Below are 24,705 nucleotides of genomic sequence, written 5' to 3'. Positions count from 1 at the left end.
ACCGGCCCCGCCCCTCAGCCCTTCGGCATCACCGGCGTCGGCCGGTCGCTCGTCCGCTGGAGCGCCAGCGGGATGGACTCCTGGATCCCCCGCGCCGACAGCGACGCGATCTCCACCCAGCCCTCGCTCGCCGCCTCGAGCGCGGCGAGCAGGTCGTCGATGCGCTTGTTGATCGCGTTGTAGGCGATGACCGCGGGGATCGCGGCGAACAGCCCGATCGCGGTCGCGATGAGCGCCTCGCCGATGGCCGGGGCGACGACCGGGAGCGACGCGCTCTTCTGCTGACCGATGCGGAGGAACGCGTCCATGATCCCGTAGACGGTGCCGAACAGGCCGATGAACGGCGACGCCGCCGCGATCGACGAGAGCGTCGGCATGAGCGAGCTCGCCCGCTGCGTCTCGGTCACGATCGCGCGCTTCGCGATCGAGTCGAGGAGCTTGCCCGTCCCGGTGCGGCGGCTGAGCTCAAGCACCACGCGGGCGCCCGGCGCGTCCGCGTGCCGCTGCGCGAGCGCGAACAGCTGATCGGGCGAGTGGGCGTGCGCCGACTCCTGCTCGAACCGCGCCTGCTGCGCCGAGAGCCGGGCCAGCTGGAGGACCTTGAGGACGGCGATCACCCAGACGAGGATCGCCGCGAGGATCAGCAGCCAGACGACCAGGAAGACGGGACCGGAGGCGTGGAGGATCAGGGAGACGGGATCGAGCTTGATCGGGACCGCCGTCGCCGCCTCGGGGGCGCTTTGCAGGAAGGCCATTTCGATCTCTTCGGGTCAGGGAATCGGCTCGTCGGGGATGCGCGCGCGCGGCCCCGTCCAGTGCAGTTTGCGGCCGCGGCCCCCTCTCTCACCTGGAAGCGCGGCCGTGGCCCTCTTCACATCGTCGAGCGCCGGCGCGCGGCGCGGCGCTCAGTCCGCCAGCAGGATGTCGACCTTCCGGTCGCGCGCCCAGCCCTCTTCGTCCGTGCCGGTCGCCTCGAACTCGCCCTTCGACGAGGTCGCGATGCGGCCCTGCTCGAGGCCCTTCTTGGCGAGGTACTCCGCGACGCTGCCGGCGCGCTTCTGACCGAGGCCCAGGTTGTACTCCGTCTCCCCGCGGGGGTCGGCGTGGCCGATGAGCTTCATCCCCTTGCCCTTGAGCGGACCCGAGACGAAGCAGCGCGCGAGCGCGTCGAGCGCGCCCGCCGCCTCGCCCTCGATGGCCGTCGAGTCGAACGCGAAGCGGGCCGTCGGCAGATCGCCGCAGGCCTTGAGGATCTTGTCGTCGATGCGGATGGACCCGCTCGTCGGCTTGGCGGTGTCCTGCTTCGGCGCGGGCGCCGCGGCGCTCGCCACCGGAGGGGGCGCGACGGTGCCGCCGACATTCGCCGGCGGCTGCGGATCGGAGCCGCAACCGGCCGCGAAGGCCGCGAGGGGCGCCGAGACCACGAGGATCAACGCAGGCAGTTTTGTCATGGGCATGCCGTTACCACGCCGGGGGGCGCGTTGCAGCATTTTGAGCGGCCGCCGGCGAGCCGGCGCGCCGGGACGACGGCCATTCCTGTAAAGTGCCGCGGATGCATCGCCGGCCCCCGGCACGGGAATATTTTGGGCACCAACGAAGCGCCCCGCCTCGCGCCGCCCGTGGCGCCCTCCATGCGCTCGGCGCCGCGCTCCTCTCGCTCGGCGCCGCGGCGGCGGTCGCGGCCCCCGGCGCGGCGCAGGCCGAGGCGCCGGTGCGGCGCACGTTCTTCCGGCTGCCCTCGTCGAACGGGTTCGGCGCGGTGCTCCTCGATCTGGGCGCGGCGAGGCTCACCCACTTCCGCGAGCACCTGTTCGCCACCGAGGAGCCGCTCCTCGACGAGCGCGGCGCGGAGGTCTGGGTCGGCAACCAGCCGCAGGCCGTGGCCACGCGCGACCTGCTCTACGACGCGTACTTCGGGCTGCGCTCCGATGGCAGGCAGCGCTGGCTGACCGACGTCCCGGTCGATCTCGACGCGAGCGGCTATGCCGGCTGGACTGGCGGGGAGCGCGGCGGCACGGGCGTCGTCACGATGGTCCAGCGGGTCGGCAACCTCGAGTGCGCGCAGTTCTTCTTCGCGCCGCAGGGCCTCGCGCAGGCGGGGTTCGTGATGGCGATGCGCGTCGAGAACCGGGGCGACGCGCCGGCGGAGGGCGTGTCGGCGTTCTCGCTGCACAACTTCCACCTCGGCTTCGGGCGCCCGGGCGTCATGGCCGACATCGGCGAGTCGGGCGAGACCGTCGCCTACGACGCGAGCGACGGCCGGCGCGACTTCCTCGAGCGCGCCTTCGCCGGCGTTGTCGCCGCCCGCGCGCTCGAGCCCGTCGCGCGCCACGGCGCGTCGAGCGCGAGCAGCCCGGCGGACCTCAACGTCTACCGGATCGTCGCGAGCGGCGCCGTCGCCGACCTCCCGGACCTCGAGGGGGTCGCGCCGACCTCGGACGGATCGGTGAGCGCGTTCCAGTGGGACCTCGGCAGCATCGCGCCCGGCGAGGCGCGGTGGGTCGGCGTGGCGTTCGCGCACCACGGCGACCCCTCGGGCGCGGCGGATCCGCTCGTGCAGGGCGCCCTCGACGCGTACGTCGGCGACAAGGGCGCGGCCGAGGTGGTCGCGGGCGAGATCGCCGCGTACCGCGCGTTCCAGGGCTCGGTGAAGGTGCCGCCCACGGCGACGCCCGAGGAGACGGCGTTGCTCCGGCAGTCGGCCGTGATGCTCCGGATGGCGCAGTCGCGCGAGAGCCACGCCTTCCTGCGCGAGCACCTGACGCGCGACCAGGAGCGGCGCGCCACGCGCTTCGGCACGACGCTCGGCGGCGAGCCCGCGGCGCTGCCGGCGACGGTCGCCCACCGCGGCCGCGGCGCGGTGCTCGCGAGCCTCCCGCCGGGCGAGTGGACGGTCGCCTGGATCCGCGACGGCGCCTACGCCACGGTGGCGATGGCGGCCCTCGGCATGCAGGCCGAGGCGCGCGACGCGCTGAGCTACTACCTCGACGCGGAGGCGGGGCGCTTCCAGCGCTGGAACGAGCTCGCGTCGTACGACATGCCGCCCTACCAGATCAGCCTGGTGCGCTATCACGGCTTCGGGGTCGAGGAGACCGACGTCAACGACTTCGGCCCGAACCTCGAGTTCGACGGGTTCGGCCTGTTCCTCTGGGCGCTGCGCCGCTACGAGGAGCTCACCGGCGACACGGCGTTCGTGGACGAGCGCTGGGCCGAAGCGTCGGCGAAGGTCGCGGACGCGCTCGTCGCGCTGATCGACCCGGACACCGGCCTCGTCCGGAAGGACTCGTCGATCTGGGAGACCCACTGGAACGGGCGCGAGCGCTCCTTCGCGTACACGAGCATCACCGCGGCGCGCGGCCTGTGCGACGCGGCGGACATCGCGGCGCGGCGCGGCGAGGCGGGGCGGGCCGCGGGGTACCGCGACGCCGCGAACCGGCTGCGCGCCGCGATCGCCGCGCGGCTCACGGACGCCTCGGGCGCGCTCGCCGCGAGCCTGGAGGAGCTCGAGGCGGGCGCGGGCTACTGGGACGCGGCGGTGCTCGAGGGGATCGCGATGGGCCTGTTCGATCCGCGGGGCCGCATCGCCGCCGCCACGCTCGCCGGGCTCGACGAGCACCTGCGCGTCCCCGCGGGCGCCGGGTGGTCCCGGAACGACGATCGCTTCGATCACGCGGGCGCGACCGACCTGAGCCCCTGGGGCAGCGAGTACGACAGCGCCGAGTGGGTCGTGACCGATCTGCGCGGCGCGGTCGCCGCGCGGCTCATGGGGGACGAGGCGCGCTCGGACCGGCTGCTCCGGTGGGTGCTCGACCAGTCGTCCGCGAACTACCTCGCGATCGCGGAGACGTATGACGAGACGAGCGGCGCCTACAAGTTCAACGCGCCGATGATCGGGTTCGGCGCGGGCGTCTACGCGCTCGCGCTCGCGGCGCGCGACGGGCTGGTCGCCGGGCCGGCGTGCGGCGCGTACTTCGACGAGGGCCCCACCGACGTGACCGGGGCCGGGGGCGGCCCCTCGAGCGGCAGCGCCGGCTACGGCGGGGCGGGCGCTGCGGGCGCCGGAGGCGCCGGCGCTGCGGGCGTCGGAGGCGGTGACGGCGGAGGCGGCGGCAACGGCGGAGGCGGCGGCAACGGCGGAGGCGGCAACGGCGGAGGCGGCAACGGCGGCGGCGGCGGCGGCATCCAGGACGACGCCGGCTGCGGCTGCCGCCTCGCGACCACGGAGGGCGCGGCGCGCTGGCCGCTGCTCGCGTCGGCCGTGGCCGCGGCCGCCCTCGCGCGACGGCGGCGCGGGAGGGCGCGACGCTGACGCCCGCCGCGCGCAACGCTGACGCCCGCCGCGCGCAACGCTGACGCCCGCCGCGCGCGCGGCGATGACGCTCGCCCAAAGCGCCTCGCGGGTTACTCCTCGCTCTGGTCCTCCTGGCGCTCCGGCTGCGCGGCCGCGGGCGGCGGGGTGCCGGCGACGGCGGCGGCCATCGCGTCGGTGAGCGACACGGGCGGCGCCGGCCGCGGCGCCTCTTCGGACGCGGGCGGCGCGGGCGGCGGCGCCGGCGGGCGCGCAGGCCGGGCGCGAGCTCCCGACGCGGACGCCGCGCGCGCGCCGGCCGCGGCGAGGGCGCGGACGCCTGCGCTGGAGGCCGTGCGGGCGTCCGCGCCGGAGGCCGCGCTCGCCCCGGCCCTGGCCGCGGCGGCCGGCGCCGCAGCCGCGCCGCGCTCCGCTGCGCCGGCCTCGCCGGACGCAGGCGCCAGCGCCTCGCTCCCGCGCGACGCTGCGCCGGGCTGCCCGGGCGCATCGGCCGGCGCGCTCACCTCGCGCGCGATCTCCCCAGCCCGGGAGACGCCGCGCTGCGCGGCGGGCAGCAGAGCGTCCTCGGGCGCGCGGGGCCGCTGGCGGACGACGACCAGCGCGACCAGCACGGCGATCGCCAGCGCGCCGGCCGCCGACGCCGCCACGAGCGCGCGCACGCGGGCCCGGCGCCGCGCCTCCGAGGGCGCCGCGACCGGCGCGAGCGCGCCGTAAACCCGCAGCACATCCGTCACGCTCGGCGGCGCATCGACCGCGACCGGCGTCGACGCCGCGACCCGCCCCGCCGCCAACCCCGTCAGGCCCCCCGGCGGCGGCGAGTTCTCCGCCGGCGCCGCCGCCGTCCGGGGGGCGGGATCGGTCGCGAGGAACGACTTCAGGGCGAGCGACCGGAGATCCATCATCGTGGGGTCGTCGTCGTGCCGCGGCACCGGCGGCGCGCTCGACCGCCGGAGCGGGGGGGGAGGCCGGCTCGAGCGCGCCCCGGCGCCCGCCGCCGGCATCCCGGCCGTGCCCCTCCCCCGCGCGCCGACCATCGCGCCGCCGCAGATGCGGCACTCGATCGCAGCCCCGCCGCGCGCGCCGCCCGAGACCGTGGTGACGATTCCGCAGACTTCGCAGTAGACGTCCATGAGCCCCCCGCAGGCCTCGCACCGTGACGGCGCCGAGAGCCCGCCACGTCGTACTTTGTGATCTAAATTACATCGAGAGTATGGCGTGCTCGGGCCGGCCGTGCATGGGGTCTGCCCGGGAATCGAGCGCGGGACGCGCGATGGGTTGTCATCCTGGACGGTCGAGGAGGTGCGCGAACCGTCCTGGACCGAAGGATTCCCGGGTGGGCGCTTGCGATCCCTGCCTCTGAGCCGCTGTGGTAAGAGCCGCGCTTCGATGTGGTCGGGAGCGGGCCGGAGGTCCGCTCGACGGGGTCGGGGCTCCCTGCCGGGGGTCACGCTGACATGGGTCTGGGGGGCCACGTCCGGCCTCCGAAGCGCCCGGAGGAGTTCGAGAATGGGTCTCAGCGAAACGCTGCTCGATGCGAACAAGAAATCACAGGTCATCGCCGACTGCTGCACGCTGGTCGACGAGGAGGTGGCTTCGAAGGGCGGGCTCTCCGGCCTGGCGGTCAAGGCTGGCTACGCGGCCGTGAAGGGCATCAAGCCCGGCTTCATCGCCCAGGTGGTCGAGAAGCTCCTGCCCGAGTTCGCCGCGAAGCTCGATCCCCTCTGGGCCGAGGCCACGCGCAGCGGCAATGCGAGCTCGTACCTGACCACGAACCGCTCGCGGGTCGCCGACGCGCTCCTCAGCGTCACCGATGAGAAGGCGAAGACGTCGACGAGCGGCGTGGTGCGCGGCACCTACGAGAAGCTGCGCGGCTCGGCGAAGAAGAACGTCGAGGACGCCGTCCCCCGCCTGTCCCAGCTGATCCAGAAGCACGCGTCCTGAGCGGCCCGGCGCAGCAGGCCCGCGCAGGCCTGCTGCGCGCCGCAGCGCCGCCGGCGCGCCTCGTGAGAGCGGAAGATGTCGGAGGGGGGACGGTGGAGCGCTCCGCGCGCCGGCTGAGCCGGCGCGCCGAAGCGCGCGCGGGAGGTCGGGGAGCGCTCCGCGCGCGTCTCAGTCGGGCGCGCCGAAGCTCCGCGCGAAGAGATCGCGGATGGCCTCGCGGCCGGCGTCGTTGAGATCCTGCGTGCCGATGCCGGCGAAGTTCTCGCTGGTGATGCTCGGCTGCCGCGCGATCTCCCAGGCCGTGCCGCTCCAGCGGAACCAGCCGCGCTTCTCCTGATCGTAGACGAACAGCGGCTTCTTCCAGAGCCGCGCGAGCTCCGCGCCCCAGCCGGTGCCGCCGCGCACCGTGCCGTCGTCCTGGAGCGTCCCCACGACGAAGACCTGGCTGGCCGCGTTGATCTGGTGCCAGATCGTCTGGAGGATGTTGCGCACGAGCGGGATCTCGCTGAGCACGCGGCCGAGGCGCCGCGACACGTAGACGAGGCTGAAGTCGCCCTTACGCAGCTCGTCGTCGCCGAGCACGACGACGCCCCGCTGGCGCTCGAGGAGCCGGTGGCCCTCGAAGCTGTAGTTCAGCTCCTGCACCCCGTACCGCTCGGCGCACTCGCCGAACTCGGCCTCGGCCCCCTTGGCCCCGCCCGAGTGCAGGCGGAACTTCCGCGGGTCCTTCGGCCGCTCCGAGGGGGGGCGCACGTCCTCGTCGATGACCCGCATCGAGTGGGGATCGAGGCGCAGGTGGAGATCGGCGAGGTCCTTGTTGCCGTGGTCCTTGAGCAGCCGCAGGCGGACGACGTCGCGCTCCGGCTGCAGGTAGACGACGACGCTGAGGTGGCGCTCGATCTTCTCGAGCGCCGCCGGCAGCTTGCCCGGGGCGCCCGCCTCGTCGACCTGCGCCGCGATCCAGACCTCGGCGGAGCGCTCCTTGGCGAGGCGGCCGAGCGCCTCCATCGCCTGCTCGGACGCGACCGCCACGTCGAAGCCGTCGACGATGATCACGTCGGGCTCGAAGTGGGCGACGCCGCGCGCGAACGCCACCGTCTCGAGCATCTTCTCGACCCACAGCCGCGCCGCCTGCTCGGGCGAGTCGGGCGGCGCCTTCACGTGACCGAGGTGCGAGTAGATCTGCCGGTGCCGCTCGACCTCGAGCCGGACGGCCTCGGGCTCCTCGAGCCGCATCGACTGCGCGAGGTCGTGGAAGATCTCGTCGTAGTACGCGCGGACGTGGTCGACCGCGTTCTCGTGCGAGATGTGCAGGACCCTGCGATCCCGGAGCAGATCGTCGAGCGCGATCTGCACGAGCAACGCCGTCTTGCCCACGCCGGGCCGAGAGACGATGACGCCGACGTTGCCGCGGCCGAGACCGCCGTGCATCGACCCCTCGAAGACCCGCATCGGGCTCCGCTCGTTCACCTCTTTGCGGTACATGCCGACCCCCCTCACTTGGCCTTCTTGGCCTGCTCCTCCCGGTACTTCTTGATGAGCTCCTCCGAGAGCGCCGCCGGAAGAGGAGCATAGCGCGAGAACTCCATCGTGAACTCGGCTTTGCCCTGGGTCGCAGAACGAAGGATGGTCGAGAAGCCGAACATGTCGGAGAGGGGCACCTCCGCCTCGACGCGGCAGAAGCCGTCCGCCTCGGTCGAACCGACGATGATGCCGCGCCGCTGCATGAGGATGCCGACGATGCCGCCCTGGAACTCGCTCGGCCCCTCGACGGCGACCTTCATCAGCGGCTCCAGGATCTGCGGGCCGGCCTTGGGGTACGTCTCGCGCCAGGCGCCGCGCGCGGCCTCCTGGAAGGCGATGTCCGACGAGTCGACCGAGTGGGCCGCGCCGTCGTTCAGCGTGACCGACACGCCCGTGACCGGCGCGCCGATGAGCTGCCCCTTCGGGAGCATCGACTGGAAGCCCTTGTCGACCGCCGGGATGAACTCGCGCGGGATCGCGCCGCCGACGACCTGATCGTCGAACCGGTACGGCGCCTCGGTCCACGGCTCGATGTAGCCGCCGACCTTGCCGTACTGGCCCGAGCCGCCGGTCTGCTTCTTGTGCGTGTAGTTGAAGTCGACCTTGCGCGTGATCGTCTCGCGGTAGGCGACGCGCGGCGGGCTCGTGATGACCTCGGCCGAGTACTCGCGCTTCATGCGCTCGATGTACACGTCCAGGTGGAGCTCGCCCATGCCCTCGATGATCGTCTCGCCGCTCTCCGGATCCGCCCCGACGCGGAAGGTCGGGTCCTCCTTCGTGAAGCGGCGCAGCGCCTTCGACATGTTCGCCTGGGACTTGTTGTCCTTGGGCGTCACGGTCAGCGAGATGACCGGGGCGGGCACGTGCATCGACGTCATCGCGACGCTCACGCTCCCGTCCGTGAAGGTGTCCCCGGAGTTGCAGTCGATGCCGAACATCGCGACGATGTCGCCCGCGCTCGCGCCCTCGATGTCCTCCATCTCGTCCGCGTGCATGCGGACGAGCCGGCCGACCTTGTGGCGCTTGCCCGTGCGGGTGTTCGTGATCTCGACCCCGCGGGAGACGCTGCCCTGGTAGATCCGGAGGTACGTGAGCTGGCCGAAGCGGCCGTCCTCGAGCTTGAACGCGAGCATCACGAGCGGCTTGTCCGAGTCGCTCGCCAGCGTGACCACGGCCTCGTCCTTGTCGAGGTCGACGGCCTTGTTCGTGATGTCGCCGGGGTTCGGCAGGAAGCGGGTCACGGCGTCGAGCAGGACCTGCACGGCCTTGTTCTTGTAGGCCGACCCCATCATCACCGGGACGATCTGGAGCTTCACGGTCGACTCGCGGATCGTCTTGTACAGGAGCTCCTCGGTGACGCGCTCCTCGAGGATCGCCTCGGTGAGCTCGTCGGAGTACATCGAGAGCGCGTCGAGCATCTCCTCGCGCGCCGCCTTCACCTCGTCCGCCATGTCGGCCGGGACGTCGCCGGTGATGATCTTCTCGCCGTTCGAGCCCTCGAACCGGTAGGACTTCAGCGTGACGAGGTCGACGACGCCCTCGAACTTGTCCTCGAGCCCGATCGGCAGCTGCAGGAGGACCGGGTTCAGGTTGAGCTTCTCGCGCAGCTGCGCGCGGACCCGCAGCGGGTTCGCGCCGGCGCGGTCGCACTTGTTCACGAACGCGATGCGCGGCACGCCGTAGCGGCGCATCTGGCGATCGACGGTGAGCGACTGGCTCTGCACGCCGGCGACGGCGCAGAGCACCAGGATCGCCCCGTCGAGCACGCGCATCGCGCGCTCGACCTCGATCGTGAAGTCCACGTGCCCGGGCGTGTCGATCACGTTGATCTGGTGCCCGTTCCAGAAGCAGTGCGTCGCCGCGGACTGGATGGTGATCCCGCGCTCGCGCTCGAGGTCCATCGAGTCCATCTTCGCGCCGACGCCGTCCTTGCCCTTGACGTCGTGGATGGCGTGGATCCGCTTGGTGTAGAACAGGATGCGCTCGGTCAGCGTCGTCTTGCCCGAATCGATGTGGGCGCTGATCCCGATGTTGCGCAGCTTCGACAGATCGCTGATCACAGAAGGCTCCCCGCCGCGCACCCGTGAGGGCGTGCCCGTGGAGGGCGTGCGGCACGCAATGAACCTCAGCCGGGCGGGCGCACTCTTGCGATCGCCCAGTCAGAAATTCGGCGCGGCTCTTAATTCGGCCCCATCCCAAGCGCCAGGGGGAAAATGATCCTTCGCGATCATTTCAACTACTTGGCCTGGATCCTGGAAAGTCCGACGGTCTCGTCCCACTCCGGTCCGTAGCCGTCGTAGTGGATGCGGTAGCGCTCCTGCCCCACGATGCCGGTGACGACGGCCGGGTACATCTGCCCGTGCCACTCGACGCGCACCCTGTCGCCGATCTTGTAGAGGTTGGTCTGCGAAGCCTGCAGCCCCTTGCTCCGGACCTTCGGCGGCGGCGGAGGGTGGACGACGTCCCGGTCGACGAAGCCGCGGATCCGCTCTCGCGGTACAACTTCATCCCAGATGTCATCGTACCCCTGGTAGTGGACCTTGAACTTCGTCGGCCCCACGACCTCGATGACCTTGGCCGGGTAGTCGTTCCCCTCCCACGACACGAGGACGTCGTCGCCGATAGCGTATTGGCGCTTACAGCCCCCCAGAACCAGGGCAAAGGCCAGGAGGAGGGCCGCAGCGTGAGCGCGCGCTGCGGGCATACGTCTCGCCCGCCTTACCGCCCTCCCCGGCGCCCTGCAAGGGGGTTCGCGCCCGGGGGCGGCGACGCCCCGCGAAGGGGGGCCGGCCCGAGGGCGCCGGCGTCGCCCTGCTGCGCGCCGCGCCGGTGACGCCGGGCGCTGCCGCGCGGAGCGAACCCGTGTAGAGGGACGCCCATGGCCCGAGATGTTCGTCCTGGCACGGGGAGCCTCTCCCGCCCGTGCCCGTGCGGCTCGGGGCGCGCGTACCGCGAGTGCTGCGCCCCCTGCCACCTGGGGGATCGCGAGGCGCCGGACGCCGTGGCGCTGATGCGCTCGAGGTACGCCGCCTTCGCGGTCGGAGACGCCGCCTACCTCTGGCGGACGCTGCACATGGGCCACATCGACCGAGGGCGCGACAGGGACGAGGTGCTCCGCGAGCTCAAGGCGACGACCCACCACCACCGGTACCGGGGCCTGAAGATCCTCGACAGCCTGCAGGGCGGCGACTCCGCGTCGGTGCTGTTCCTCGCCAAGATCTTCGAGGCGGGCGCGGACCGCTCGTTCATCGAGCTCTCCGATTTCCTCCACGACGGCGAGGGCTGGCGCTACCTCCATGGCGTGGCCATCCCGCGGGCCCGCATCAGCGTCCCGCCCGACGAGCTGACGATCGCCCGCTTCTCGTCGCTGGTCGCCTGACCGCGCTCCCGGCCGGGCGCGCCCCGGTCGGCTGCCGCGCCGGCAGCTGGCCGCCGCGCCGGCAGCCGGCCGTCGCGCCTCAGCCAGCCGCCGTGCCCTAGGCGCGCGCCTCGTGCCACCCCACCGCCTCGACCACCGCGCGGTTCTTCTCCATCCACACCGCGATGCGCTCGCGCGTCGTGCGGTAGGCGTATTCGAGGATGGCGCGCCGCGCGCGCAGGTTGGCCGGGTTGTGGAGGAACAAGAGCGCGTCGTTCGGCGCGGGCTCGAGCACCAGGACCTGCATCTTGCCCTCGGCGAGCGTCCGTCCCACCGCCTGGTGGAGCCGCGCGTGCGCGCCGATCCGCATCGCCTGGTTGAAGATCCACAGCATGCCCTTGTCGCGCACGCTCTCGCGCACGCCGTGGCCGGTCGGGACCGGGCGGTGCGCCGTGGAGACCGGCACGAGCGGGCTCACGATGATCGTGAGCTCCGCCCCGGCGGCCTGCGCGAAGTCGAGGTGCGCCACGTGGCCGAGCCCGCCGTCGAGGTAGTGCCGGTGGTCGATGCGCACCGGCGAGAAGAACAGCGGCAGCGCGATCGACGCGGCGCAGGCGAGCGACACGGGGACGTCGTCGAACCCCTCGGCGCCGAAGATCACCCGCTCGCCCGAGTCGAGGTCGTACGTCGGGATGCGCAGCGTCCGCGGCATCGCGCGGAACGAGTTCGGGATGCCGCGCCGCAGGAAGAACTCGGCGAGGAACCGCTCGTAGCGATCGAGCTGGAACAGGCCCGCGGGGAGCGAGTCGTTGAAGCGATCGAGCTGCTCGAAGAGGTACTGCTGCGCCGGCGCGTTCGGGGTCGCGTCGCCCCGGGTCGAGAGCCGGACGATCGCGTGGCGGAGCGCGACCAGGCTGGTGGTGAGCGCGCGGCGCCACTCGCCGACGTCGAGGTGCAGGAGGTGGCCGCGCTCCAGCGGGAAGAAGTTGTCGACCGGATCGAGCAGGGCGCGGTAGAGCCGCTCGGTCGGGATGCCGCCGGCGAGGGCCGCGGCCACCGCGGCGCCGCTGCCGTGCCCGAGGTAGAGCGAGAAGCTCTGGTTGTCGATCCCCTCGACCCCGTCCTCGAGGGCCGCCAGCGCCCCGATCTGGTAGAGCGCGCCCGTCAGGCCGCCCCCCGGGAGGCAGAGGCTCACGCGGGCCCGCCTCCCCTCGCGGCGAGGGGCCGCGCGGCCCCCGCCGTTCGCTTCCACGGTCGCGGGGGCGCGGCCTTCGCCGTCCCCCGCTGCGATCTGCGCGGTTCGGCTCGCGCCGCCGCCTTGGCTCTCGAACGCCGGCATCATCGGAGGTCCTCTTCCCTCGCGCGGGCCGCCCCCTCGGCGCGGTTGCCGAGGGCGCAGGCGAGCGCGGTCAACACAAGCGCACTGGCGGAGCTCGCCGCCACGAGCCACCCCGGGAGCGACGCGGTCTCCGGCAGCGCCGCGCCGGCAGCGGCGGGCACCTCGTCGACGGGGCCCGCGCCCCCGGCGGAGAGGAGCGCGAAGCACTGGATCGCGTTGTAGGTCCCGTGCATCAGGATGGGCGGCAGCAGCGAGCCGCTCGCGACCCGGACGACGCCGAGGGCCACACCGAAGAGCGCGATCGGCAAGAGCTTCTGCCACTCGCCGTGGGCCGCCCCGAAGAGCGCGGCCGTGGTCGCGACCACGACCGGGGCGCCGTGCGCGAGGCGCATCGGGCGGGCGAGCGCCCCGCGGAAGAAGGCCTCCTCCAGGGCGGGGCCGAGCGCGATGAAGATGAGGCCGAACGCGATCCGATCGAGCGCGCTCGCCTCCACGAACGTCTGGACGAGCCGGGCGTCGCTGATCCCCGACGGGAAGCGCCGCTCGATCGCCTCGTAGAGGGCGGTGATGGGCGGCTCGAGCGCGAAGCCGAGCGCGACCGCGAGCGGGTAGAACGCCGCGTGCGTCCCGCGCACCCCGAGGAGCTCGCGGGCCTTCGCGCGCGGCGCGTGGACGCGGCGCACGCCGAGGAGCCCGAGGAGGTACGCGGCGGCCTGGCACGCGAAGCTGCCGACCACGTCGAGCCTCGGCGCCGGCGGGGGCGAGCCGGCCGCGCCGCCCGGCGCCGGCCGGAGCAGGGCGAGCGCGCCGAGCAGGCACACGAAGACGAAGGTGACGGCCGCCGTCCAGCCGGCCGCCGCGAGGACCGACATCGATCGCTCCCCGCGGCCGCGATGGACGAGCGGGCCCTCCGCTCCGCCGCTGGGCGGAGGCTGGGCGGCGCTGCGCGGATCGCTCATCGACCTCGCAGATGAGGCAGCACACCCCGCTTCACGACCGTGTCCGTGGAGAGGCGATCGTTCGTCTCCGGGTAGTCGATGGTCGAGTGCAGCCCCCGGCTCTCGTGCCGGGCGGCGGCGCAGCCGACGATGAGCTCCGCCACGGTGGCGATGTTGCGCAGCTCGAGCAGATCCCGCGTGACGAGGTGCTTCCAGTAGTACTCGCGGATCTCCTCCTGGAGCAGGGCGATCCGCCGGGCGGCGCGGCGGAGGCGGGCGTCGGACCGGACGATGCCGACGTAGTTCCACATGGTCCGGCGCAGCTCGTCCCAGTTGTGGGCGACGACGACCTCCTCGTCGCTCGCGACCGCGTTGCCGGCCTGCCACTCGGGGACCGACGGGAACGGGCTCTGCCGGAGCTCGTCGATCTGCGTGGAGAGGCGCGCGGCCGCGCGGTGGCCGAAGACGAGCCCCTCGAGCAGCGAGTTCGAGGCGAGCCGGTTCGCGCCGTGGAGGCCGGTGCACGTGCACTCGCCGATCGCCCAGAGGCCGGGGATCGTGGTCCTGCCGTAGAGGTCGGTGGTGACGCCGCCGCACATGTAGTGGGCGGCCGGCACGACGGGGATCGGCTGCGCGGTGATGTCGATGCCGTAGCGGAGGCACTGCGCGTAGATGGTGGGGAAGTGCTCGCGGACGAAGCTGGCCGGCCGGTGGGTGATGTCGAGCAGCACGTAGTCCGAGCCGGTCCGCTTCATCTCGAAGTCGATCGCGCGCGCCACGATGTCGCGCGGCGCGAGGTCCTTGCGCGGGTCGTGGCTCGCCATGAAGGCCGTGCCGTCCGGCAGGCGGAGGATGGCGCCCTCGCCGCGCAGCGCCTCGCTGACGAGGAAGCTCTTCGCTTCCGGGTGGAACAGGCACGTCGGATGGAACTGGTAGAACTCCATGTTCGCGATCTCGGCGCCGGCGCGGTAGGCCATGGCGACGCCGTCGCCCGTCGCGACGTCGGGGTTCGTCGTGTAGAGGTAGACCTTGCCCGCGCCGCCGGTGGCGAGCACGGTCGCCCGCGCGAGGTAGGTCTCGACGACGTGCGGCTTCGAGGCGGGGCGGTGGCGGGGCGCGGGCCGCTCCGAGTCGCGCGGCCGCGGCGCCGGGTTGAGGGCGGCGTCGGTCTCGTCGAGCACGTAGGCGCCGGCGCAGACGTCCGGCCCGCCGAAGCGGGAGAGCGGGATCAGGTCGATCGCCGTGTGGTGCTCGGCGAAGCGGATGTTCGGGTTCTGCCGGGCCTGCTCGAGGAGCGCGCGCTCGATCTCCTGGCCGGTGGCGTCGGCGGCGTGCACGATCCGCCGCGCGGAGTGCCCGCCCTCGCGCCCGAGGCGCACCTGACCGTTCTCGTGGTCGAACTGGGCGCCCCGCGCGATGAGCTCGCGCACCCGCTCGGGGCCTTCGCGCGCGCAGATCTCGACGACCACGTCGTGGCAGAGGCCCGCGCCCGCCTCGAGGGTGTCGGCGATGTGCGCCTCGGCGGAGTCGTCCGGCGCGAAGACCGCGGCGATGCCTCCCTGAGCGTATTTCGTGTTGGACTCGTCGCGCGAGCGCTTGGTGACGACGATCACCTCGCCGTGCTCGGCCGCCTCGAGCGCAAATGTAAGCCCGGCCACACCACTGCCGATGACGAGGAAATCGGTCGTAATCGCCACGGCCCGGCAGGGTAGCAGGAGCGGGGCGTCCGAAGGTAGGCCGTGGTGCGCGTCCTGCACGTGACGGCGCTGCGGCCGGATGCCGGGCGGGCGCCGGGGGCCGGGCGGGCGCCGGGGGCCGGGCGGGCGCCGCACCGAGGGAGCCGTGCTGAGGGGAGCGCCGGCGACGGGCAGGCGGGGGACGGCGCACGATCGCCGCCTTGCAGCCGAGCGCTCATGTCGCCGCAGTTGCATGCTGGATCAACATGGCCATCACATCCGGCGAGATGACTTCATCCGACACACCACCGTCGGGCGCCGCGAGACCACGCGTTCGCTCCTCCAGTTTGTCGCAAAGCAATCGGTAGACGCGCATATCGCCAGCATATGCCATGTACGCCGCCCCCGGCGCGAGCAGCAGACCGGCGAGCTCGCCGGCGCGCTGTATCGCTCCCGCCCCGGGCAATCTGCCTCTAATTCGTAGCCAGCGCACAGTGCAGCCGTCGCCGTGGTGGTCAACGCGCCTGGGTTGTCAGCGTCTGCTCGCTCGAACCGGCGCCCTCATGAAGGGGCCGTCCGTTCAAGCCCTCAAGAATCCTTGTGCTCGATACGCATCGAGCGCACGAGCCTCAGCTTGCCTCGGCGCTTGCTCCGCCCCTTCGGCCCCCCCGTCCGGGGAGGGGCCTTCGCCCAGCCAACGCCCAGCAGCGGCTTCGGTCGGCTCCCCGATGGCGGAGCAACCTCCTCCACCGCCTCTCCGCGAGCTGTTCGCTCTGCGAGGCAGTGCTCGCAGCATTGCTCCGGATCCCACGGGATGTCGTCGAGGCCCATCTTCCGTACCCACCTCCGCTCCCACTCCCCCAGCCCGCTCAGGCTCGGGCGCCTGCGGGAGGGAGGCAGGTCGTCTCGGCTGGACTTCCGGCGCATCGACATGGCGGCTCCTTCGGCAGCGCCGATTCTGCCGAGATCGGAAGAGCCCGCCAAGGGGTTTCTTCCAGAAATCGATGCTCTTTCGATGGTTTACGTTCAACCATGTCGATTTATCACGAAATCGTACGGCAGGATCGCTTTCCGCGGTTCTCCGGCAGCGTAGTTCCCGCGGATCCCTCGCGATACCTCGCCACACCTCGGAACGTACCTTCCCTCCGACGCTCCTCATGCGCTCACCACCAACCTCTCCCTGCCCCCTCCACCGCGGCTCGGGCGGTGCTCCGACGCCGCCTGCTATCTCATCGCTCGCTCAACGAAACTCCTGCTCCACTGCCCTTACGGCTTCGGCGCCTGCGTTCTCCGCGACGTTGCTCCTTCCTGCCGGCCTCCTGTGCCCGCGCGCGCTCCGCCCTCCCACGCCCCGCGCTGCGCTGCGCGCGCGACGGGAGGAGTTCCCGGAGCGACGGCGACCCTCGCGTCAGCGCTGCGGCGCATCCGCCCGGCCGCAGCCATGGCCGATGGCTCTCGCAGAACACGAAAGCGATCTGCTGCCGGGCTGCCTTCAGCGACCGTCGGATAACATCCGCTCTCGCGGCCCGACGCAGAAGGGTTCAGCAGATCTTCGGTCCGTCCGCCCGCGCCCTGGGCATTCCACGCTGTGGTGGAGAAGTTGTAAGCGCCGAGCAGCCCACCGTGCCGCGTTTCCGCGACAAAGCAGTCCGTACCACCCCTGCGCAGGGTGCGTCCACTCATTTCTTGGTGTCCTCCTTCAGCTCAGCAGCTCACGGACCGCAGCTCTCGTTGCTCGATCGCGCGCATTCCGTCGAGCCCACGGATTTTCCACGCATGAGATCGTTCTTCTCGCTCCGCGCAGCTCTTGCTCTCACGCTCACCAAAGCTCCAGCACACGCCGCTCTTGCCTGGGCTGATGGGGTTCGGGATGGTTGGCAGAACTGCCCTGCCTTCGCTCGCCTCCGCCTCCTCCCCCTTGACCTCGACTCCCGGGTGCGCCGTCGCCTCCGTCGCCACCCGCGATACCGGCCGCCGGCAGTTCCAGGCGCGCCGGGCTCAGCCCCGCCGCCCTCCCGTGCTGGCGTACCGCTCCTCCTCGTGAGTTCCCCCTCGGCTATCGCCGACGCGCGCCAAGAGGCACGTCACGTGCTCGGGCTCGCCGTGCTCATGAGCGCACTCCATCAGCAGGCTCGCCGCGAGGCGCAGCTCATGGTGCGCTCCAAGGATGCCGGCGATGCGGTGCTCGGGCACCGAGCCCCACAATCCGCCCGAGCACACCAGGAAGATGTCGCCCGGCTCCGTGCGCTCGACCAGGGTCTTCATTTCCACCGCCGCGTCGCAGCCAAGCGCACGTGTCGCGGTATCCGCGTGTTGGCTCAACATGGCGAGCGCATCCTGCGAGATGGTTCCATCCGACGCGCCATCGTCGGATGTAGCGTGCTCACGCGTTCGCTCCTCCAGCTTTCCGCCACGAAATCGGTAGACGCGCATCTCGCCGGCGTAGGCCATATACGCGGCCACCGGCGCGAGCAACACACCGGCGAAGCTCGCCGGCACGCTGTACCTCGTCGGCTCCGAGCAATCGCGCTCCGCGCGACAGCCGCTCGGCCGATGCGGGCTCATGATGAGCCGAACCTCGTCCCGGAACTGCCGCGCAGCCATCCCATCGGCACGAACTTCGCCCACACAGTCTGCGTCGACAGCTGCGTGCACCAGCTCAATGGCCGTGCGCGAAGCGACTTCGCTGCCGACCCCACCCGCGACCAGGAACAGCCCCAAGCAAGGCAATGCACCATAGCTCTCCTCGTTGCTCGTACGACGCGTCGACACAGGGGCTTCCGCTCCTGCCTCGATGGCGAGCGTTGGGCACACCATCATCCACCTCGCACGCTCGTCACAGCGACGAGCCGAGTCAGGGCGCACCGCGCCCGCGGTGCGCCGAATCCTAATCCGTAGCCCTGCGCCCAGCGCGGCTGCCGTCCGCGGTCAGCGCTCTTGGCTCGTCAACGTCGAGTCGCTCGAACCGACCCCTCGTGACGGTGTCTTCCGCTCAGGGATCCTCTCGCTCGATGCGAGGCGAGCGCACGAGCTTCAGCAGCGTCAGCTTGCCGCCGCCCTTGCTCCGCCCCTTTGGACCGCCCGCCCCGGGCGGGGTCTTCGCCCAGCCAAGTCCCAGCAGCAGCTTCGGTCGGCTCCCCGACGGCGGCGCAACCTCCTCCACCGCCTCGCCGCGAGCCGCTCGCTCCGCGATGCAGTGCTCGCAGCATCGCTCCGGATCCCACGGGATGTCCTCGAGACCCATCTTCCGTACCCACTTCCGCTCCCACTCTCCCAGCCCATTCAGGCAGGGACGCGTACCCGAGGGAGGGGCGTCGTCTCCGCGGGGCTTTCGGCGCATCGGCATGGCTGCTCTTTCGGATCGGGCAGCACTGATTCTGCCGATGTCGGAAGAGCTCGCCAAGCAGTTTCTTCCAAAGATCAGTGCCCTTTCGCTGGTTTACGACAAACACTTTCGATTTATCATAAAATCCGACGGCAGCGTTCACTTTCCGCGATTCTCGCTGGAACGAGCTTCCTCCGGCGCACGCTCGACATATCGCCCACACCTCGGGATATACCTCTCTCCTGCGATCGCTCCTCGCGCGACCACCAGCACCTTCTGCCCCCCTCACGCCGCGGCCGTGCGAGCGGCGCTCTCCACGACGCCGCCCGCTACCTCACCGCTCGCTCACGGAAACTTCTGCTCTGCTGCACTTACGCCATCGGTGCCCGCGTTCTCCGCAACGTTGCTGCTTCCGCCCGGCCCCCCAGCACTCGCCGTGCCGGGCATCAGCATCGTCTGCCCTTCCTGCCTCACCGCCTCCCGCCGGTATGCGATCGCCAGCGACGGCCCGCCGCGACCTCCTCCTCCGGGACCGCCGGGGCCGCCTTGACCTCCCTGACCGCCAGCGCACGCGTTTTTGGAGATGCCGACTCCCATGCCGCCGACGCCGCCGACCCCGCCGGCTCCGCCCGGCTGCAGGTCGCCGCCCGCGCCTCCCTTGCCTCCGTTGCCCGCCTTCAGCACGCAGTCCTTCAGCGTCACCTTTCCCTCCACGCTCGCCAGCGCGATGCTCGCTCCGCCGGCTCCACCGCCCTGCCCGGGCAGCCCGCCGCAGCCGCCGGCTCCACCGCTGCCTCCGCTCGCGCCGGCTCCCCGCACGCCGCCGGGGCAGATCGCTGCGCCGCCCTTCGCGCCCCCGCCCCCGCCTCCGCCCTGCCCTGGCTTGCCAGCTCCACCGGCACCACCGCTCACGCCCACGTAGCCCGACGAGCTCAACGTGCCGAGGCCGCTCGCGGCGAGCCCGACTTGACCAGGCATGCCGTTGTCGCCGCCCTGGCCGGTGCCACCGGCGGCGCAGCTCCAGTCGCCTGCCGCGGGCTCCCCAGATCCTGCTGCTCCGAGCGCGCCGGGCTCTCCGATCTGTCCACTGCCACCGTTGTTCACCCTGCCAGCGCCACCTTCGCCGCCGATGGACAGCGCATCTCCGCCGCACGCGTTTTCTACCTGCGCTCCTCCCAGCAGCGCCTCATCGGGTGCCCCTGATGTGTCCAGATCGCTGCACGCATTGGTTCCGGCGTTCCCCGGCGACGCCTGCGCCGGCACCTCGCTCGGCGCATCCTCACCCTCCGCGCCATCCGCTCCGTTCCCGGCGACCAGCTCGCACCGCACCAGCTCCGCCTCCGCGCCATCCACCAGCACCGCGATCGACGACGCTCCCGGCGTCCGCGCATCCGCCGCGTGCACCGACACGTCCTCGACCCTCACCGAGCCCGCGCCCCGCCTCACCTTCAGCGCGATACATTCGTCGCCCGGCGCCACGGTCGTCTTCTTCTCCTCGCCGATCCAGCTCCACCCGTTCGCGCAGTCGAGGCCACCGAAGAGCCTGACGCCTGCTGGCAGCTCGACCGCTTCCTCGAACGTTTCGGCGCACGCGTAGGCCCCCATGCGCTTGTCGGCAGCCCTCCGCAGCGCTTCGGCGAGCGTCGCGACCGGCTCGGCACGGGTACCTGCATTGCTGTCCTTGCCTGTCGAAGCCACGAACACGCCGCACGCGTCATCCACAGCGCCGTCGATCTCGCTCGGCACGCATCCTGACGGCACGACCTCGCTGCCCCTGCCCCGGTACTTCTCGCACGTGAGCATCAGCTCGCAGTCGTCCTCGATGTGATACCAAAGCCCATCGCAACCGCTGGAGATCAACGCAACAGCGACAGTTGACCCCAGCAGGACTTGCCTAATTGTTCTCATCGGTCGCTCTCCTGCTCGGCTCACCATGCGCTCACCATCACAACGCCGACGCCATCCACGCGCGGCTCCGGAAGCACGAGCAGTGCGGTCGCCTTCTCCGCGCCTCTCCCTGGCCACAGCGCGTACGTCAACGCGGCCGTGGCGAGCACGCCCGACGCTATGTAGCTCGCCAGCGCGATGTCCCCCAGGCGACCGGCGCGCTCACCTGCGTTATGAAGCTCAGCGCATTGTCCTGCGAACGACGGTGACGCCAAGCATCCGCCACCTGCGGTGAAGATCTTGTCCTGTTGAGCGCGCGCTTCCGAGTTCGTGCTGTTCGACGCGACCGTCATCCCCACCCCCACGCCGAGTCCCACCGCGCTCGCGGCTCCCAGCGCGATCACCGGCCACCAGCTCCTCTCTTGGGGCCGCTGTTCCGGCGCAGCAGGCGTCTTCTTCTCCACGGGCCCATCGGCCCCCGCCCCCGGCGCGCTCCCGCCCACCGCCTCCGTTCCGCTCGGCGTCGATGCCTGCACCTCACTCTTCGCCAGCGTCATCGCCAGCTCCACCTTCGCCGTCCCTCCGTTGCCCACGCGCACCGTCTGGCTCGCCGTCTCGTACCCCGAGAGCCGCGCCTCTACCCGGTGCTCGCCTGGCTCGACGAACACCTCTCCCTCGAGCGGCGCTCTGCCCGTGACCTTGCCGTCCACCAGCACTTCCGCTCCCGCCATGGTCACGGGCACCCCCACCGCGCCCACCTGCGCCCGCGACTCCGACAGCCACTTCTCGGCGTTCGGCTTCAGCGTCGCCACCCCCTTCAGCAGCGGCCAGTGTCTCAGCGCAAACGACAGGTACTGCGCTGCTTCTCGGTGCTTCTTCAGCTGGAACTCGGTGTTCCCCAGGTTGTACGCCACGTCGAACGTCGGGTTCAGCTCCCACGCCGACAGCAGCAACGCTTCCGCCTCTTGGTGCTTCCGCGGCGGCATGGCGGACGACGGACCCAGCTCCGCACACCACGCAGCTCGCGCTGGTGTGCAGAAAAGGAGAGAGAGCACTACGACGATGCCCACCCCCGGCCCGTGCTCGGCCCTTCGGGCCTGCGCGCGGTCCGCCCCTCCCAAGTCCCGCGCTATGCGCGGGACGGGAGGGGTCTCCGGAGCGCCGATGGCTCTCGATGCTGCACTGCGACGCCTCCACCCGGCCATGGCCACGGCTCGCGAGCGTCTCGCCGCGGAAGAGCGATCTGCTGCTGGGCTGCCTTCAGCGACCGTCGGATGACATCCGCGCTCGCGGCCCGACGCAGAAGGATTCAGCAGATCTCCGGTCCGTCCGCCCGCGCCTTGGGCATTCCACTCTTCGGTGGCGAGGTTGTCAGCGCCGGGCAGCCCACCGTGCCGCGTCTCCGCGACAAACCAGTCCCTACCACCCCGGCTCGGGGTGCGTCCAATCATTTCTTGTTGTCTCCTTCAGCTCAGCTGCTCATCAGTCGCAGCTCTCGTTCTCCGACCGATTGCATTCCGTTGCGCTCTTCGGAATTGCCACACGGCGACACCGCGCTTCTCACTGCCCGCAGCTCGCATTGGTGGTGAAGTTCCAACATTCTCCGCTCTCGCCGGCCTTGCCGGCGTTCCCGCCCGGCGCCGTGGTGCCGCCGTCGCCGGCAGTGCCCGGCATGAAGCTCGCCAGCTCGACAGCTCCGCCTGGCGCAGCGGCGTAGGCGATGCCCACCGCGTGACCGCCTCGGCCGCCCGCACCGGGACCGCCCATTCCGCCTTGACCGCCTCTTCCACCATCGCAGCCGATGGATCCACCGAGAGACGAAGCAGCCCCCCCAGCTGCACCGCTGCCTCCAGCGGCGCCCCCTCTTCCGCCAGCGCCGTCCCCACCCTTCCCTGCCTTGCCCACCGCAACGGTCACCTCCGTCAGCACCAGCTTCGTCCCCAGGCTCACGATCCCGATGCTCGACCCGCCGGCCCTCCCGCCACCGCCTCCCTTGCCGCCGCAACCGCCGGCGCCACCTCCGCCGCCGCTCGCGCCGGGACCATCGATGGGGTTCGGGATGGCCTGGCAGAACTGCCCCGCCTTCGCTCCGCCTCCGCCTCCTCCCCCTTGACCTCGACTCCCGGGTGCGCCGTTGCCTCCGTCGCCCCCGGCGATGCCGGCCAGCGTCAGCTGCGTGTCGCTGCCCCCGTCGCCAGGGTCGCCGGCAGTTCCAGGCGCGCCGGGCTGTCCCGGTCGGCAATTGCCACCACTCTGCCCTGCGCCGCCGAGACCATCCTGCTCCGGGTTTGGCTCCGGCGGCGGCGCGCCATCCGTCCCGTTCTGCCCCTTGCCGTCATCGGTACCCGTGATCCCGCCTGGCCCGCCGGCTCCGCCGCGTGTCAGGCCGTCTTCGCAGGTCGTCTCGCCGGGGTCACCGCCGTGCACCGCTGCATCCCTTACACACGCCGCCGACGCGTTCATCGCCGGCGCGCTCGCGCCGATCTGCGGCGCCTCCGTCGGCGTGGCTCCGTTCGACCCGTCGAGCCCGTCCCTCGCCGTCACGTCGACCTGCGCGAGTTCCGCCTCGATGTCCGCCACCACCACGCCGATCGACGACCTTCCCGCCTCCGTCGCGTGCGCCTCGGCGGTCGCGTCCTTCGCGTCCGCCGCGCGGATCGCGAAGCTCCGCACCTTCGCCCCGCTCGCGGTCTCCGTCAGCGTCAGCGCCGCCGCCCCCGCACGCCCCTCGATCGTGCTCCGCGCCTGCTCGCTCCACGTCCACCCCGCCTTGCAGTCGAAGCCCCCGATCACCTCGACCCCGGCCTCGATCCTCACGCTCTCCTCGAACGCTCCGCTCGCGCACGCAAGCACCCGCTTGCCCTTCGCGTTCGCTACAGCATCGCTGAGCGACGCGTACGGATTCGCTTTCGTCCCATCGCCGCCCGACCCCGCGACCGCGCTCGCGAACACCGCACACTCGTCGCTCACCGTGCTCGCATTCTCGGTCGGATCCGCTTCGCACGGCGGGTTCGGCGGACCGCCTCCCTCTCCCTGGCGCCAGTCGTGATGCGGGTTCTCCAGCGTGTACTCACGGTCGTCGGTCAGGTCGATCGATAACGCATCGCACCCGACCGCTGCGAGCACCGCGCAGATGGCGCCAGCCGTGAAGCCGTTATGTCCTCTCACGTTCGCGTCCTTTCCTTCCCGCTGCCGCTCACCACACACCAACGACACCGACCATCGTCTCGCTCGTCGCCAGCGAGACGATCGGTCGAATGCCGACCGAGCTGCCCGTCGTGGCCGACCGAGGCCAGAGCGCGTACGTTACTGCTCCGGCGGCCAGCGCACCGGACGCGACATAGGCCACGAGCGCGCCGGTGCCGAACGCCTCGGCGCTACCCGCCGTGTCCTTGAAGGCGTTGCATGCGCTCGCCACGTCACTCGGTGCATTCACGCACCCGGGTCCCCTCGACAAGATTGCAGCGCGTTGTGCATCGGCATCGCTCCGCGCGTTGCGAGACGCGACCGTCATCCCGATGCCCACGCCGAGCCCCACCACGCTCGCCGCCCCCAGCGCGATCACCGGCACCCAGCTCCTTGGCTGCGGCGGCGATGCCGGCTCCGCCGGCGCCCCAGGCGCCAGCCCTGCCGCAGGCGCACCGGCCTCCGCGCCCGGTGTGCTCGCGCCCTCCGCCGCCTTTGCTCCCGGCGTCGCCTCCTGCGCCTCGCTCTTCGCCAGCACCATCGCCAGCGTCACTTCCGCCGTCCCTCCCTTCGCGACCTTCACCATCTGGCTCGCCGGCGCGTATCCCAAGAGCCGCGCTTCGACCCGGTGCTCACCCGGCTCGACGAACACCTCCCCCTCGAGCGGCGCCTTGCCCACGGTTTTGCCGTCCACCAGCACCTCCGCCCCCGGCGCGCCCGCCGTCACGACCAGCGCTCCCGCCTGCGCTCGCGACTCCGCCAGCCGTTTCTCCGCCGTCGTCTTCAGCTTCGCCGCCGCTTTCATCAGCGGCCAGTGCTTCAGCGCATGCGACAGGTACTGCGCTGCTTCCTTGTGCTTCTTCAGCTGGTACTTCGTATTCCCGAGGTTGTACGCCACGTCGAACGTCGGGTTCAGCTCCCACGCCGACTGAAGCTCCGCCTCTTGGTGCTTCCGCGGCGGCATGGCGGACGACGGACCCAGCTCCGCACACCACGCAGCTCGCACTGGTGTGCAGAGAAGGAGAGAGAGCAATACAACGATGCCCACCCCTGGCCCGTGCTCGGCCCTTCGGGCCTGCGCGCGGTCCGCCCCTCCCAAATCCCGCGCTACGCGCGGAACGGGAGGGGTCCCCGGAGCGCCGACGGCTCTCGATGCTGCACTGCGACGCCTCCACCCGGCCATGGCCACGGCTCGCGGGCGTCCCGCCGCGTAAGAGCGATC

At 71.8% G+C, this 24,705-nt stretch carries 19 protein-coding genes; 3 read left to right on the top strand and 16 right to left on the bottom strand.

The features are described from left to right. Nucleotides 1-14: 14 nt before the first annotated feature. Both WMF33_RS04395 and WMF33_RS04390 read right to left on the bottom strand, forming a co-directional pair. Complete coding sequence (locus WMF33_RS04395; protein ID WP_061621835.1) at nt 15-755, bottom strand: MotA/TolQ/ExbB proton channel family protein; 741 nt, start codon at nt 753-755, stop codon at nt 15-17. 150 nt (nt 756-905) lie between these two features. Next, the gene (locus WMF33_RS04390; protein ID WP_437335953.1) at nt 906-1,451 is read right to left on the bottom strand and encodes an OmpA family protein; all 546 of its coding nucleotides are present in this window, start codon (nt 1,449-1,451) and stop codon (nt 906-908) included. 260 nt (nt 1,452-1,711) lie between these two features. On the opposite strand from WMF33_RS04390, the gene WMF33_RS04385 reads away from it, so the two are divergent. Next, nucleotides 1,712-4,309, top strand: coding sequence for a glycoside hydrolase family 15 protein (locus tag WMF33_RS04385; RefSeq protein WP_437335952.1), 2,598 nt, complete (start codon nt 1,712-1,714; stop codon nt 4,307-4,309). Nucleotides 4,310-4,401: 92 nt separating this feature from the next. Here the strand turns inward: WMF33_RS04385 and WMF33_RS04380 are convergent, their stop codons facing one another. After that, nucleotides 4,402-5,439 (bottom strand): hypothetical protein, encoded by a 1,038-nt coding sequence (locus tag WMF33_RS04380; RefSeq protein ID WP_437335951.1) that lies wholly within the window; start codon nt 5,437-5,439, stop codon nt 4,402-4,404. Between the two features lie 376 nt (nt 5,440-5,815). On the opposite strand from WMF33_RS04380, the gene WMF33_RS04375 reads away from it, so the two are divergent. Further along, nucleotides 5,816-6,250 (top strand): DUF6918 family protein, encoded by a 435-nt coding sequence (locus WMF33_RS04375; protein WP_020732871.1) that lies wholly within the window; start codon nt 5,816-5,818, stop codon nt 6,248-6,250. A 168-nt stretch (nt 6,251-6,418) separates the two neighbouring features. Here the strand turns inward: WMF33_RS04375 and WMF33_RS04370 are convergent, their stop codons facing one another. From WMF33_RS04370 to WMF33_RS04360, 3 genes are all read right to left on the bottom strand, one after another. After that, nucleotides 6,419-7,735 carry a hypothetical protein gene (locus tag WMF33_RS04370; RefSeq protein ID WP_437335950.1) on the bottom strand — a complete coding sequence of 439 codons (1,317 nt, stop codon included), beginning with the start codon at nt 7,733-7,735 and terminating at the stop codon, nt 6,419-6,421. A gap of 11 nt (nt 7,736-7,746) precedes the next feature. Further along, complete coding sequence (fusA, locus tag WMF33_RS04365) at nt 7,747-9,834, bottom strand: elongation factor G (protein ID WP_437335949.1); 2,088 nt, start codon at nt 9,832-9,834, stop codon at nt 7,747-7,749. A 176-nt stretch (nt 9,835-10,010) separates the two neighbouring features. After that, complete coding sequence (locus WMF33_RS04360; protein ID WP_129573121.1) at nt 10,011-10,478, bottom strand: Tudor-knot domain-containing protein; 468 nt, start codon at nt 10,476-10,478, stop codon at nt 10,011-10,013. 174 nt (nt 10,479-10,652) lie between these two features. Between WMF33_RS04360 and WMF33_RS04355 the strand changes: the two genes are divergently transcribed. Beyond that, nucleotides 10,653-11,153 carry a YchJ family protein gene (locus WMF33_RS04355; protein ID WP_061626685.1) on the top strand — a complete coding sequence of 167 codons (501 nt, stop codon included), beginning with the start codon at nt 10,653-10,655 and terminating at the stop codon, nt 11,151-11,153. A 97-nt stretch (nt 11,154-11,250) separates the two neighbouring features. On the opposite strand, the gene WMF33_RS04350 is transcribed toward WMF33_RS04355, so the two are convergent. The 10 genes from WMF33_RS04350 to WMF33_RS04305 form a co-directional block, all read right to left on the bottom strand. Next, nucleotides 11,251-12,327, bottom strand: a complete 1,077-nt coding sequence (locus WMF33_RS04350) for a patatin-like phospholipase family protein (protein WP_437335948.1) — start codon at nt 12,325-12,327, stop codon at nt 11,251-11,253. Between the two features lie 143 nt (nt 12,328-12,470). Continuing rightward, nucleotides 12,471-13,343 carry a CPBP family intramembrane glutamic endopeptidase gene (locus tag WMF33_RS04345; RefSeq protein WP_437335947.1) on the bottom strand — a complete coding sequence of 291 codons (873 nt, stop codon included), beginning with the start codon at nt 13,341-13,343 and terminating at the stop codon, nt 12,471-12,473. Between the two features lie 83 nt (nt 13,344-13,426). Next, nucleotides 13,427-15,106 carry an L-aspartate oxidase gene (locus WMF33_RS04340; protein ID WP_437335946.1) on the bottom strand — a complete coding sequence of 560 codons (1,680 nt, stop codon included), beginning with the start codon at nt 15,104-15,106 and terminating at the stop codon, nt 13,427-13,429. A gap of 214 nt (nt 15,107-15,320) precedes the next feature. Next, nucleotides 15,321-15,461 (bottom strand): hypothetical protein, encoded by a 141-nt coding sequence (locus WMF33_RS04335; protein WP_437335945.1) that lies wholly within the window; start codon nt 15,459-15,461, stop codon nt 15,321-15,323. A gap of 1,622 nt (nt 15,462-17,083) precedes the next feature. Beyond that, nucleotides 17,084-17,905 carry a PP2C family protein-serine/threonine phosphatase gene (locus tag WMF33_RS04330; RefSeq protein ID WP_437335944.1) on the bottom strand — a complete coding sequence of 274 codons (822 nt, stop codon included), beginning with the start codon at nt 17,903-17,905 and terminating at the stop codon, nt 17,084-17,086. Between the two features lie 172 nt (nt 17,906-18,077). Next, entirely contained in the window at nt 18,078-18,329 is a 252-nt protein-coding gene (locus tag WMF33_RS04325; protein ID WP_437335943.1) for a hypothetical protein, read from the bottom strand. 426 nt (nt 18,330-18,755) lie between these two features. Beyond that, the gene (locus WMF33_RS04320; protein ID WP_437335942.1) at nt 18,756-20,318 is read right to left on the bottom strand and encodes a PGRS family protein; all 1,563 of its coding nucleotides are present in this window, start codon (nt 20,316-20,318) and stop codon (nt 18,756-18,758) included. 20 nt (nt 20,319-20,338) lie between these two features. Then, on the bottom strand, nt 20,339-21,250 hold the full coding sequence (locus WMF33_RS04315) for a PEGA domain-containing protein (RefSeq protein ID WP_437335941.1): 912 nt from the start codon (nt 21,248-21,250) through the stop codon (nt 20,339-20,341). A gap of 607 nt (nt 21,251-21,857) precedes the next feature. Then, nucleotides 21,858-23,465 carry a hypothetical protein gene (locus tag WMF33_RS04310; RefSeq protein ID WP_437335940.1) on the bottom strand — a complete coding sequence of 536 codons (1,608 nt, stop codon included), beginning with the start codon at nt 23,463-23,465 and terminating at the stop codon, nt 21,858-21,860. Nucleotides 23,466-23,493: 28 nt separating this feature from the next. Beyond that, nucleotides 23,494-24,447: a PEGA domain-containing protein gene (locus WMF33_RS04305; protein ID WP_437335939.1), complete on the bottom strand. Its 954-nt coding sequence runs from the start codon at nt 24,445-24,447 to the stop codon at nt 23,494-23,496. Between the last annotated feature and the right edge of the window lie 258 nt (nt 24,448-24,705).

The organism is Sorangium sp. So ce394 (genome assembly GCF_051474665.1).
Classification (GTDB): Bacteria; Myxococcota_A; Polyangia; order Polyangiales; family Polyangiaceae; genus Sorangium; species Sorangium cellulosum_D.
Note: the sequence above shows the minus strand (reverse complement) of the source record. Positions and strands in the feature narration are given on the sequence as shown.

Coding starts and splice junctions, on each gene's coding strand:
- WMF33_RS04395 (WP_061621835.1), bottom strand. CDS start 755: ATGGCCTTCCTGCAAAGCGCCCCCGAGGCGGCGACGGCGGTCCCGATC.
- WMF33_RS04390 (WP_437335953.1), bottom strand. CDS start 1,451: ATGACAAAACTGCCTGCGTTGATCCTCGTGGTCTCGGCGCCCCTCGCG.
- WMF33_RS04380 (WP_437335951.1), bottom strand. CDS start 5,439: ATGGACGTCTACTGCGAAGTCTGCGGAATCGTCACCACGGTCTCGGGC.
- WMF33_RS04375 (WP_020732871.1), top strand. CDS start 5,816: ATGGGTCTCAGCGAAACGCTGCTCGATGCGAACAAGAAATCACAGGTC.
- WMF33_RS04370 (WP_437335950.1), bottom strand. CDS start 7,735: ATGTACCGCAAAGAGGTGAACGAGCGGAGCCCGATGCGGGTCTTCGAG.
- WMF33_RS04360 (WP_129573121.1), bottom strand. CDS start 10,478: ATGCCCGCAGCGCGCGCTCACGCTGCGGCCCTCCTCCTGGCCTTTGCC.
- WMF33_RS04355 (WP_061626685.1), top strand. CDS start 10,653: ATGGCCCGAGATGTTCGTCCTGGCACGGGGAGCCTCTCCCGCCCGTGC.
- WMF33_RS04345 (WP_437335947.1), bottom strand. CDS start 13,343: ATGTCGGTCCTCGCGGCGGCCGGCTGGACGGCGGCCGTCACCTTCGTC.
- WMF33_RS04335 (WP_437335945.1), bottom strand. CDS start 15,461: ATGCGCGTCTACCGATTGCTTTGCGACAAACTGGAGGAGCGAACGCGT.
- WMF33_RS04330 (WP_437335944.1), bottom strand. CDS start 17,905: ATGATGGTGTGCCCAACGCTCGCCATCGAGGCAGGAGCGGAAGCCCCT.
- WMF33_RS04325 (WP_437335943.1), bottom strand. CDS start 18,329: ATGGGTCTCGAGGACATCCCGTGGGATCCGGAGCGATGCTGCGAGCAC.
- WMF33_RS04320 (WP_437335942.1), bottom strand. CDS start 20,318: ATGAGAACAATTAGGCAAGTCCTGCTGGGGTCAACTGTCGCTGTTGCG.
- WMF33_RS04305 (WP_437335939.1), bottom strand. CDS start 24,447: ATGCCGCCGCGGAAGCACCAAGAGGCGGAGCTTCAGTCGGCGTGGGAG.